The organism is Paenibacillus septentrionalis, assembly GCF_042659865.1.
GTDB classification, from domain to species: domain Bacteria; phylum Bacillota; class Bacilli; order Paenibacillales; family Paenibacillaceae; genus Pristimantibacillus; species Pristimantibacillus septentrionalis.
The window spans coordinates 552,229-564,369 of record NZ_JBHSTE010000003.1; the positions used below are offsets into that span (position 1 = coordinate 552,229).

Annotated in this window: 12 protein-coding genes; 1 reads left to right on the forward strand and 11 read right to left on the reverse strand. The window is 46.7% G+C overall.

The window, feature by feature from the left end; genetic code table 11:
* From rnhA to ACFP56_RS11160, 11 genes are all read right to left on the reverse strand, one after another.
* Window positions 1-669: a ribonuclease H gene (gene rnhA, locus ACFP56_RS11110; RefSeq protein WP_379234351.1), complete on the reverse strand. Its 669-nt coding sequence runs from the start codon at window positions 667-669 to the stop codon at window positions 1-3.
* Window positions 670-1,019: 350 nt separating this feature from the next.
* On the reverse strand, window positions 1,020-2,576 hold the full coding sequence (locus ACFP56_RS11115; RefSeq protein WP_379234353.1) for an MFS transporter: 1,557 nt from the start codon (window positions 2,574-2,576) through the stop codon (window positions 1,020-1,022).
* A gap of 25 nt (window positions 2,577-2,601) precedes the next feature.
* A complete protein-coding gene (locus ACFP56_RS11120; protein ID WP_379234355.1) occupies window positions 2,602-3,696 on the reverse strand; it encodes a TetR/AcrR family transcriptional regulator in 1,095 nt (364 codons plus the stop codon).
* A gap of 67 nt (window positions 3,697-3,763) precedes the next feature.
* On the reverse strand, window positions 3,764-4,276 hold the full coding sequence (locus ACFP56_RS11125; protein ID WP_379234357.1) for an NAD(P)H-dependent oxidoreductase: 513 nt from the start codon (window positions 4,274-4,276) through the stop codon (window positions 3,764-3,766).
* The gene (locus ACFP56_RS11130) at window positions 4,273-4,773 is read right to left on the reverse strand and encodes a flavin reductase family protein (protein ID WP_379234359.1); all 501 of its coding nucleotides are present in this window, start codon (window positions 4,771-4,773) and stop codon (window positions 4,273-4,275) included. The genes ACFP56_RS11125 and ACFP56_RS11130 overlap by 4 nt, the downstream gene beginning before the upstream one ends.
* Window positions 4,770-6,086 (reverse strand): hypothetical protein, encoded by a 1,317-nt coding sequence (locus tag ACFP56_RS11135; protein ID WP_379234361.1) that lies wholly within the window; start codon window positions 6,084-6,086, stop codon window positions 4,770-4,772. Before ACFP56_RS11135 ends, ACFP56_RS11130 begins: the two co-directional genes overlap by 4 nt.
* Window positions 6,087-6,088: 2 nt before the next feature.
* Window positions 6,089-6,709 carry a cysteine hydrolase family protein gene (locus tag ACFP56_RS11140; protein WP_379234363.1) on the reverse strand — a complete coding sequence of 207 codons (621 nt, stop codon included), beginning with the start codon at window positions 6,707-6,709 and terminating at the stop codon, window positions 6,089-6,091.
* Window positions 6,710-6,730: 21 nt separating this feature from the next.
* Complete coding sequence (locus ACFP56_RS11145; RefSeq protein WP_379234367.1) at window positions 6,731-7,807, reverse strand: LLM class flavin-dependent oxidoreductase; 1,077 nt, start codon at window positions 7,805-7,807, stop codon at window positions 6,731-6,733.
* Between the two features lie 23 nt (window positions 7,808-7,830).
* Entirely contained in the window at window positions 7,831-8,976 is a 1,146-nt protein-coding gene (locus tag ACFP56_RS11150; protein WP_379234369.1) for an ABC transporter substrate-binding protein, read from the reverse strand.
* A gap of 42 nt (window positions 8,977-9,018) precedes the next feature.
* On the reverse strand, window positions 9,019-9,876 hold the full coding sequence (locus ACFP56_RS11155) for an ABC transporter permease (protein WP_379234371.1): 858 nt from the start codon (window positions 9,874-9,876) through the stop codon (window positions 9,019-9,021).
* Window positions 9,877-9,904: 28 nt separating this feature from the next.
* A complete protein-coding gene (locus ACFP56_RS11160) occupies window positions 9,905-10,681 on the reverse strand; it encodes an ABC transporter ATP-binding protein (protein ID WP_379234373.1) in 777 nt (258 codons plus the stop codon).
* A 426-nt stretch (window positions 10,682-11,107) separates the two neighbouring features.
* Between ACFP56_RS11160 and ACFP56_RS11165 the strand changes: the two genes are divergently transcribed.
* Complete coding sequence (locus tag ACFP56_RS11165; RefSeq protein WP_379234375.1) at window positions 11,108-12,097, forward strand: DNA-methyltransferase; 990 nt, start codon at window positions 11,108-11,110, stop codon at window positions 12,095-12,097.
* Window positions 12,098-12,141: the final 44 nt, after the last annotated feature.

Genomic DNA, 12,141 nt, shown 5'->3' on the forward strand with positions numbered 1-12,141 from the left:
TTATTTACGACCATAGTCCGCCTTAATCTCTCCCCAGCGATCGGTTTGCCACTTCATAATTTTCGTTGTATACGTATTGCTGTTGAGCCACTCTGTTGCGCGATCTACCAAGCTCCACATCTCCTTCGTCGCTTCATTGCGCGGGAGATTCGTATTCGGTGACTTTTGCTTCACCCACTTCATAGCAGTCATGGAATCACTGTATATGTTGCGCGTATCACCGGTTTTAGCAATATAAGCAAGCGCGTGAACAATCGCAAGATATTCCCCCAAGTTATTCGTACCGTTCGGAATGGGTCCTACAGAAAACAGCACCTCACCTGTCGCGGTATCCACACCCTTGTACTCGATCGGACCAGGATTGCCAGCTGTGCCTACGTCAACCGAGATAGTATGATAGTCAATTTCAGCCTGCTCATGTGCAGCAGCTCCCGTTAGCTTGGCTGATTTCGCAGTCATTTTGTTGCTGCGAGCAGCAGCAGAATTGCCTTTATTGCCCCAATATGACTTCCAGCCCTGAGCGTAGGCCTGCTCGGCAGCATCTCGCGTTTCAAATGCTTTATACTTTGCACCCTCAAAGCCATTCACCTGCTGCTGGCATTCGTTCCAATTCGTATAGATGCCCGGTTGAGCTCCTACCCATACGACATAATATTTTTGCTTTGCCATGCTACACCTCTCACGCTAATCTGCTTATCATTAATAGGTTAATATTTCCATATATCTGCAATATGCAGTTTTTGAGTCTCTGATCTTAATGCTTACCTTCGGTACGCTGATCGTGTTGATGCTGTTTTCTAAAGACAAATAGACTGCCCTCGTGCAAAGGTCGCAGTCTATTTGATCTGTTGTCCTTGTATTGTTGAAGCCTGTAAAAGTAGCTAATACATCTGGGTCGTGTTAGCAGCACGGCTCCTTCTACATTATACGTAAATGCGCCAAGTTCATATACATGAAGCATGTTTACGAGCATTATAGCATGTGCAACTTCGCAGGTTCAAGGTTCATTTCCCTATTTCTTAATGTGCCGAGGCTGGGTCAATCTTGGCCGCAATGAGTTCATGATTCGCCTGTTGCCGAGCAGATCCTGCCCAGAATGATACAACAAAGCCGATGACAGCGGCAATAGCGAGAAACCAAAAGCCGTATTGCACGCTTTCTCCTAATATGCTTTGCAGCAGCTCCTGCTGATGGGGCGGCAAGTTCGTGTTACTCTCCAATAGAGCAAGTGGATCTGTAACTACTCCCACCTCATCTGCTGGCAAAGAAAGCTCGCCTTCATGCAGCAGCATTAATCGACTAAGCTTATGATTGACCAGAGTGGTCAGTACAGCAGTGCCAAGTACACCACCAATCGATCGAAAAAAACTGACCGATGAGGTCGCAGCTCCGCGAATTGACTCATCAACACTCATGCTGACAGCCGTCTGCCCAATCATCATCATCATGCCGATGCCCAGACCAAGCAGCATCATAATGATACAGACCCATAGGAAGGAAACCTGATCAGGCAGGTAGATCATCAGCAGCAGGGAGACCGTGCAAAGCATCATAGACAGCGCCATGCTGAAACGCCACGTATATCGCTGAATGAGCATGCCACACAGCGTCGCACCAAACATCACACATAGCATCAATGGTGTTAAAGCACCACCTGTATAAGCAACATCACCGCCAAGGCTGCCTTGCACAAACATCGGCACATACACAAGCGCTGAGAACATGATGATTCCTTGCACGAAGGTCGTAATATACGTACTAGCAATGACGCGATCGCGAAACAAATGGAACGGAATAACAGGCTCTCCCGCTCTAATCTGCTGCATAACAAAGCTGGTTAACGTTATTATTCCTACAACGAGCAGGCTCATTATCTCCAGTGAGCCCCAAGCATACTGTACACCGCCAAGCTTTAAAGCAAGCAGCGTGCACAAGGTCCCCGTTATCAGTAAAATCGGAGCCAGATAGCCAATCGACTTCGTTGGATATGAGCTCGAACCTTCATCTCTAGGGAGTAACTTTAGAAAAGCAGCAAACACAATGAGTCCAAGTGGAAGATTAATATAGAAGATATAGCGCCAGTCAAGCAGTGTTGTAATTAGTGCACCGATGGTCGGTCCCACAACTGAGGATAAAGCGAACACGCTCATATAGAGAGATTGATACTTGTTATTGCCTCTAGGCATAACCGAAAATACGACAGTAAAGGTAATCGGCATAAGGAAGCCTGCACCTATCCCTTTCAGCCCCCGAAACACAATAAGCTGCGTCATGGTCTGGGCCATGCCACACAATAAGGAGCCGCCTACAAATAAAATGAGACCCATCAGCAAAAATAATCTTCTACCGTATAAATCAGACAGCTTTCCCGCAATCGGCATCATTGCCGTCGAAGCTAGCATATAAATCGTAAACACCCATGACATACTGGAAAAACCATTCAATTCAGTCGCTATCGTCGGCAATGCAGTAGACACGATTGTCTGATCCAGCTGCGTTAAAAAGATGCTGCACAGCAAGGCCGCAAACAAGCAATTGTACTGCAACCTTGATAGACCGTAAGCGTTCCCTTCCATCTCATTTCACCTACATTCTCGTTACTTACAGCCTGGACATTTTGGCACAACGGTTTAAATATCCATGCAGTGTAAGGGTTGGTGTTCTTGCTACTGAGAAGCCGCCAAGACGATTCACGGTTTCCTCAAGTTGTCGCTGCAGAGCATCAGCTGCCGCCGTGCCTTTTTTCGTCCATATGCCAACATACCGCTCCACTATCGCAGCATGCTGCTGCTCGACCAGCTGCAGCCAACTCAGAAGTGCCGGGGACAGCTCTCCGACTTGCGTGGAGGTTATAATGAACGTTAAATGAGAGGTCGATATCTGCTCTAATGCTTCAATCATATCGGCATCAGATGCAACGAGCTGAAGCTCGCACTCCTTCCAGTCTCGAAGCACCTCTTCCATGTGCTCAACCTCATCCTTCAGCGGGTCAAGATCACTTGGAAATACGAGAAGCTGAATACGTTTTAACTGACCATCAACCGCTTCTACTTGATTACGTTTCGTGTGGGTCAGAATCCCATGCTTGGCGAGCGCAACCATCTGCTCAACGATTTCACGCTGAAGCTCCTCCTTCGTGCCAGTCAGCCCAGTAATCATTTGCAGAGCTTGTAGATCCCGATAATAAAATTGATTCATCATCCCCCACAAGCAAAACAGAACAACCTGCTCATTGGCCTGTGGTTCGATAATGCCTGCCAGCTTCCAGCGCTTAAACATCTCACTTTTGTCCTTATAATCATTCAACCATTGCTTAGAGGCGTATTTCGAAAACATCTCCCCGCCATCTATGCTTTCTTTATGAAAAATTTTGTATAAATTAGGGACCTGGCATTTGATTTCGAAATGCGCTTCAATATACTGCTGCAGCATATGCTCAGGTCGAACATCCTCCCAGCTCTGCTTGAGCAGGTAGGATTCCCACTGCTGAAACAACCGTTCCAGCACCGCTTCATACAAACGCTCCTTAGTGCTAAAATAATAGTGAACCAACGCCTGATTAACCCCCGCCTTGGCAGCAATATCACTTATTCTCGTTGCAGAGTAGCTGCTGCTGGCAAATAACTCTTCGGCTGCGTTCAATATCCTGTCCTGCATATTTTGTTTTCCTTCCTCGAGTGTAGTAGCATTGGCCACTTGATCTCCACCCTTCTGGCAATCCAGTCATGCCAAATGTTACAGCAGTGGCAATCTGCAATCTTCTCTACAGAAAGGCCTTAACTGCCAACTCATTGCTCGTCAACCACTGTCTTAACTCTTCCTCACAGTGCTCAGCCTTAGATTCCAGCATATATAACCCTTGACTGATAAAGGTTGCACCAAGCTCAGAAAGCACTGGTTTAAGTTGATACTCCACAGCAAGACGATGACTATCGCCCGCTCCTATCATAATAGGCAGCACAAGCTTATGCTGCAGCGCCTTCATCGGCAGTATATCCAAAAACAGCTTTAGCAGCCCGGTATATGATGCCTTATACGTAGGACTAGCCACAACGATATAGCTTGCTTGATCGATTTTTTCCACAAGCGGAGCAATGACCTGCTGATCCCATTGTACCAACCCAGTCCCAATATGCGCCAGCTCGATCATTTCATTTTCTATCGGCTCGTCACTGTGCAAGGAAAGCAGATTGCTTAGAGCTGCAGCTGCCTGCTCTGCGATATGATAGGTTTTCGATAAAGGCTTGGGATTGCCTACAATCGTGATAATCTTCATGGTGCAGTAGCCTCCATCTCAACCAGGCTGCGATACTTTCCTTCGTAGAAAATTAGCGGCTCAGCAGGGTACGGGGCTTGGTAAATATGCAACGCTGAACCAAGCAAAATCATATGATCGCCGCCCTCATAACGCTCGCTCAGCTCGCACTCAACGCTTGTTAAACAGCCTTCAAGCACAGGAAGCCCCAGCAATCCTGATGAATAGCTCACTCCCTCGAACTTTTCTGGACCACCTTTTTTTGCAAATTGGCGAGAAATCGCCTCCTGGTCAGAGCTCAGTATATTAACACAGAACTTTCTGCTTCCAATAAGCTGAGCAAGTGTCGTACTAGAATTGTCAACGCATATTAAAACCATTGGGGGAGTAAGCGATAGCGATGTAAAGGCATTGGCTGTCATCCCCAGTGGATTGCCATCAGCATCAAGCGTCGTAATTACTGTCACTCCCGTAGCAAATTTCCCCATTGTTTGGCGCCACACAGTAGCTTCAATCATAAATTTTCCTCCTCACTATTGCATATTTTCCAAGCTGTAAATGCATAGATAGCAGTCGCATCCAGCATATCGTCAAGCGACGGCTGAAACCGTGAAGGTCCGAATGTGGCTGCTGGAATACGATACATATTAAACACATTATGGTCGCGCCACATACTAGAGTACGCGTGGTGGGCCAGCAGCAACTCGCCGCGGTCAGTTCCAAGCGTCCCTGCACTGATTGCCTCAACAAGCGGCATTATATGCTCATCTCTTGCTTCATATCCATTTCGGTAAACAAGCGGAAGCACTTGCCCCTGCATACCCGCTTGAGACAGCAACACCTCCAATTGACGCTGGATAGGAGCAATGGTCTGCTGTGCCGTCAAGTTGACCTCAATATAGACCGAGCATACCTCACTTCCTGCCCCCATAATATGAGGATCGCCGCCTCTAATGGCTGATAGCTGCACCTTCGGTATCGAACAACCTCCGGCAGATTCATAGCTGTTTTCCTGCTCATATTGCCGAGCCCATCTCTGAATATGGTCAATAAGTACAGCAACCTGGACAAGAGGACTCGGATGATCGCCAAGCGAGAGGGGATGGCTGATCATTGGTGTGAATATTTCCTCTCCATAAAGATCAATACGAATCAGCGCATGTCCACAGCTAAGCCATGTCATGCCAAAATCCGTTCCCTCCGCAGCAATCGCATAATCAGGCGCAACTCCGCCATGCGATAGCAAATACTGCGCGCCCAGCTCCTTTCCAAGATACTGACTGCCGCGAAACTCCTCGACCTGCTCAGGTCCGATCTCACCAGGGCATGCTGTAATATACAGCTTTCCCTTGAGAGAAATCCCTGCAGCTTTGAGCGCCTTGGCCGCCATCAAGGTGCACGTCATTGGACCGCGATCATTTTCCACTGGACGCCCTGAGAATATTCCATCGCGGAAAGCAGCCTCCAGCCATTCTGAGCGCTCAACCGTCTCTGGACGATAGCGCCAGGCGTCACGTTCATTGTATTGTGGCGACTCCGTGTCCAGATGGCTCGTCAGCAACAAATTTTTCCCTTCTCCAGGGGCCTCTCCTCCGTATGTGCCTATGACATTGAAGCGTTCCTCAACCATGCCGACCTTGCGCGGGGTAAACCCTTCCTTTTTCATCCAGTTGTAGACGTATTCTCCTGCCTCCTTCTCATAGCCGGCAAGACTGCGAATATTTCCAAGCTCTAATAGCACATCAATGAGCTCCTGCGGATCGATATGAGCCCGAATTAATTGAAACATCGCCTTATCCTGCTCGGTCAACTCGACATTCGTCAGCTTCATCGCTATTCCACTCCATTCCAGCTTGTCAACACCTGCTCAGTTGACATAATCGTTGCAAAATTGAGCCCTATTATTTTTATGCTCATCGCGTGCATTTCCAGCTCATACGCTGCACATGCATCCTCCACGACAAACATCTCATAATCCTTCATAAACCCGTCTCGCACAGTCGAATCTACACAGCATTCCGTTGTAACGCCAGTCACAATCAACCGCTTAATTTGAAGCTGCTGAAGCAACAGCTCCAAATTAGTTGCCACAAATGCACTATAGCGTTGCTTCTCCACGATATAATCTTCAGCAGCTGGCTTTACGCGATACCACTCAGCACCAGGACTTCCATCTCGGCATAACGCTACGGCCTGCTCCCCATCCATTCCTTGCCTGGCATACCAAGCTTTCATTGCTCTTGAATCGGTCTGGGGCCGTGTCACGAGCGAGACATAGATAACGGGAATACGCTGAGCGTGCGCATGGTCTGTGAGCAGCTCGATCCGATCCACAGCACCATCTATCATGCTTAAATCTGCATTGTAGTGTGCCATTAATCCTGTTGGACCACAAAAGTCCTGCTGAACATCGATAATGAGCAGCGCGGAATGCTCCTTTAGACTTTTATCCATCTTCTCACTCCTACTACCGTCTTATGATACGATCGATGTATCCTTCAGCATCGGCAAAATATCTCTCCCGAAAATCGTCAAGTCCTCCACATAATCAGGGAAGGTCAGCATCATGCCATCAATGTGCGTCACTTCCAATATCTCATGAATACGCGCTCGTATGCTCTCGATGCTCCCAGAGATCGTCTCTGTCATAAATGCGCTTTTGGCACGTGCCACCATGGAATTTTCTCGGCCATCAGGCTCTAGTCCATAACTGCGCAGCATCCCCTTAATCGCTTCAATATCTGCACCCTCCTGATAATGCTTCACACGCGCTTCTGCCTCATCGTCTGTTGCTCCAGGAATAATCGTAAACATTGCATACGTTTTAATTGTTTTATTACGCTCTGCAGCCATCTCCTTGGCTTTTTTGCTTATCGCAGCCAACTCCTCCAAATCCCGACCGCCAATAAAGCAAGCATCACCCTCATCAATCGTAAAGCCCATGCCCTTTTCCGACTGGCCTGCGCATATAATTTCCGGTCTTGGCTGCTGTAATGGTTTAGGCAGCGATTGACAATCCTCCAGCGTAAAATACTGTCCATGATGGGTCACCGATTCCTCACTCCACAGGCGCTTTACTACCTGCATCCATTCCTTCGCGAGATCATATCGTTCCCCATGACCAAGATGCTCTGGCCACATACCCATTTGCCGGAATTCACCTGCGTAGGAGCCCGAAACTACATTCATGCCTACTCGGCCTCCACTAATATGATCAAGCGTCGCAAACATTTTTGCAGCGACAGCTGGATTGAACAGCAGTGTGTGCACCGTTGCATATATTTTTACGCGTGACGTTGCTTCAGCCAGCCCAGCCATCATCGTCATCGATTCCAGAGAAACGCCCCAGTGATTTGTACTGCCTCCATAGCCCTTCCACTTTGCCATCGACATAATAAAATCAAGTCCATATTGTTCAGCAATCAATGCAGCCTTCTTGTTAATTTCGTAGCCGCCATCTAAAGCAGGTGTATGCTCAGAAATAATCCACCCACCATTCGTAATCGGTAAAAACACGCCAAAATCAATTTTACTGTAGTCTACACTAGTCATCGTTATCGCTCTCCTTATTAAAATTATTCGGGCCAAATAAGCTGCTCGCCGTCATAGATGCTGTCAATAAAGCTATTGTTCATTACGACATCAAGATCCAGTTCATCACGAATGACGCTAGCCTGAAACAACATATCAATTTCACGCTGCCACTGTTCCTCTGTTTGCCACGCTACACCGTGTCCAGCAACGCGAGAGCTCTCGATCAGTTCCCGCTCTACTGCCCAGCGATTACTTTCAGCTGGAATATCATAGATGGAATCGGAACGAGCTGCAAGCACCTTAATCGATTCATCTGGGTTCTCAACCGCATAGTCATGTGCCTTCGACACTGCTCTTAGAAAGTCCTCTACAGCAGTTGGATGCTTTTCTGCAAAGCTATTGTTGACCGCCAGAACACCAAATGAGGTCTCTGCTCCAAATTGACCTGGATCAATGATAGTAACATCTTCTCCCATTTGTTCCAACTGATACGGCTCATTGGATTTGTATACGGTTAGAGCATCAACCTTTCCTGTGCTAAGCACCGTTGGATCGTAGCCTACAGAAACCCCATTTACAGTGGCAGGATCAACGCCCGATTTTTTGAGCATAGCAAGTAAATTCGCCGGCATTGCACCGTGGAAGCCTACCATTTTACCAACAAGATCCTTAGGCTCAGTCAATCCAGAATCACTCATCACAAGCAATGCACTTGTGCCCACTCCACTGAATGTCGCTATTCCACTTATCGCTGCGCCGTTGGCAACAGATTGGATGACAAGGCTCGGTGTTCCTGCAGAAGCAATTTGCGCCTGACCAGCAGCCAAAAACTTCATACCTTCTGAATCAAGGCCAGGCATAATCTTCACCTTTAAGCCAAACTCTTCGAAATAGCCCAGTTCATCCGCCATAACAACCTGCACGTCAGGCGGAGAGGCAGCATAATAATAGCCAGTCATATAGGTGATTTCACCAGCCTCCTCATTTAAAGCCTTGCGAGAAGACCAGTCCATAATGTCGATTGCTGAATCGGGATCATGCCCATTTTCAGGAACCGATTCATTCATACTTATGGAAGGCGGCGACGCTTCGGACGTACCCTCATTCGAATTGGCATTACCACACGCAGCAAGCACCAACATTACACACAACAGCACCATAACGAACCCTAAATTTCTTCTCTTCATCTCCAAACCCTCCAATTATATTTATCTATTCTGCGAATCGCCCTAGTGCTGCTCTCCATTAGATACATGCCAAGATAACAGCTTTCGTTCAATAAAGCGGACGGTATTCGTCAGACATATCCCCATAATAGCCAGCATGAATATGGCCGAAAACATACGATCGGTTTGCATATAATTGCTCGACATCATAATGACATTGCCCAGCCCCTCTGTGGAACCACTCCATTCACCTACTACAGCTCCCATTACGCTAAGACTGACACAAGTTCGTGCTGCACTGAATAAATAAGGCAAACTGTTGGGTAGACGAAGCTTAAAAAAGATTTCAGACTTGCTTGCATGAAGCGATCTCATGTATTCCAGATGATTTTCGTCAATCGAACGAAAACCAGTAATCGAATTAATCAGCATTGGGAAAAACGTAATAATGGAAGCAATTAATATTTTCGGCAAAGCATCAAAGCCAAACCACAAGATAAAGAGAGGAGCAATCGCCATAATCGGTGTGACATTTGCGAGCACAGCAATCGGAAATAAGGTTCGTTCGAGTAATCGGGAGTGCGCCATAAAAACTCCAGCAAATACCGCAACGCTCATTCCAAGAAAAAAACCGAGCAATGCTTCACACAAGGTAACCCATGCATGTGGCAAATAAAATGAAATGGAGCCAATAAGCTCTCGCAATACAGCAGAAGGAGCTGGAAGCGTGACAGGATTAATGGCAAACATCCTGACTGCTAGCTCCCATACAATAAAAAGCGTCACAAAGGCAAAAAGTGGAGGTAAGTAAACCGATTCCATATACCTTGCCTTCAGCCGCAAATATAGCGGCTCCTCCTTGCTGCCGCTCATACTTCCTGTTCGAGCCATTACCGTTGTTTCTCTAACTGCACTTCGCATGGTGCTCACTTCCTTTCTACTCATCATGTTATTTCCAGCGTTCACGCAGTGATGCGCGTATTTCTGAAACATAATAATGAAATTGTTCGCTATCCTCAATTTCCGCCTGACGAGGTCGTGGAAGATTGATGTCAATAACCTTTGCCACTTGCCCCGGCCTAGCCGACATGACCACAACCTTGTCGGACAGCAGTACAGCTTCACGCAAGCTATGAGTAACAAACAGGACTGTCTTCTGATGACTTTCCCATATATCTAGCAGTTGGTAGCTAATTCTCTCACGTGTAATTTCATCAAGAGCGGAAAATGGCTCATCCATTAATAAGATCGGTGCGCCAGAACCAAATGCTCGTGCGATGCCAACACGCTGCTGCATCCCTCCAGACAGCTCCTTGGCATAAGAATGCACAAAATCACCAAGCCCTACAGATTGCAGCAGTTCTATTGGATCCTCACGATTCTCAGACTCTGCATCGCCCCCTTTGCGATTGACCTCAAACGGCACATTCATATTTTCGAGCACTGTTCGCCACGGAAACAATGCAGGGGATTGCGGAACAAAACCAAACTGCTTTTGTCGTTGAGCTCCGCCAGGCGACAAGCCCCCTATCGTCACCTCACCTTGGTCAATTTCTGTCAGGCCGCCTACAATTCTCAGCAGCGTTGATTTTCCGCAGCCACTAGGACCAATCAAGCTGACAAATGTGCCCTGTTGAAATTCCAGATTAATATCACGCAGCGCTTCTGTAACCTGTCCCCTTCGCTTAAAAAACTTGCTAACCTGTTGGATCTTGATATACGTCACATTCGCTCACCACACTCGCTATTAAGTATTTAGTTAAATATTTTTAACTACTTAGTTAAATCGTTAATAGAATCGTAGCACCGCCCCCAACATAATGTCAACTTATATAACATAAATTGAATGATTTTTGTTTTTTTGCATGAATATCCAAAAGAAAAGTCAGGAAACATTACATAATTATTGTGAAAAACCCTAACGAAAATATTGGTCCACTTCTCAAAATCCTATTATTCGAACAAAACATTACATAATCTAACTTACATATCAAACATATATAACATGAATATTCAAGAAAAATAGCACGGTATCAGGAAACAATAGTCCTACGTCGTGCCTCTTGGTGATAATGGCAAAATAGATGAAAGACAGCACGAATTCTAGTATACTTATTCGAGGAATGAAATTAGAGTAGGCGGTGCATTCTTTTTGACAGAACTTCAACCTAAAAAACGAGCACAACGCAATCGTACCATTACGCTCACAGAAGAAGAGCTTCAATATTATAAACAGCGTTTAATTACACTAAAGCAGCCGGCCAAGGCTGAGGAGCTTACGAATAAAACGATTCATCAGGACTTATTTGAAGCGATTGACCATTTGCCAGATCAATTTGTCGATCTTATGTTTATTGATCCGCCTTATAACTTGACGAAAAGCTTCAACGGAAAAACCTTTTCAAAAATGACAAGTGAAGCATACACCGAATGGCTTGATTCCTGGTTTTCCAAGCTTATCCGTGTGCTGAAGCCTGATGCTTCCGTCTACATATGCGGAGACTGGCGCTCCAGTCACTCGATTTTCGAGGTTGCTTCAAAATACTTGAACATATTGAACCGCATTACATGGGAACGCGAAAAAGGAAGAGGCTCACTGTCCAATTGGAAAAATGCATCGGAGGATATATGGTTTTGCACCAACTCCAGCAGCTACAAGTTTTATGTCGATCGCGTGAAAATGAAGCGCAAGGTCATTGCACCGTATCGCAATGCTGAGGGCAAGCCGAAGGATTGGGACGAGCAGTCTGGCGGCAAGTTCCGCCTAACGCACCCATCCAACCTATGGACAGACCTTACTGTTCCGTTCTGGTCGATGCCTGAGAATACCGATCATCCTACACAAAAGCCGGAAAAGCTGCTCGCTAAAATTATTTTAGCCAGCTCCGATGAGCAGGACGTCGTGTTCGATCCATTCTCAGGCGCAGGTACAACCTCCGTTGTCGCGAAAAAGCTCAATCGTCGCTATGTCGGGGTTGAGCTTGATGAAATCTATGCGTGCTTAACGGAAAAGCGTCTTAAGCTGGCTGAGGACGACGCTTCGATCCAAGGCTACTCAGAAGGCGTATTCTGGGAAAGAAACTCGCTGAACGAGCAGTCGCGCTCGAAAAGCGCACAGCTCGAAGACGAGAGCATGGAGTAAGGCTATCGTGTAAGCGGAAAGGCAGCTGCATGGAAAGCATTCGC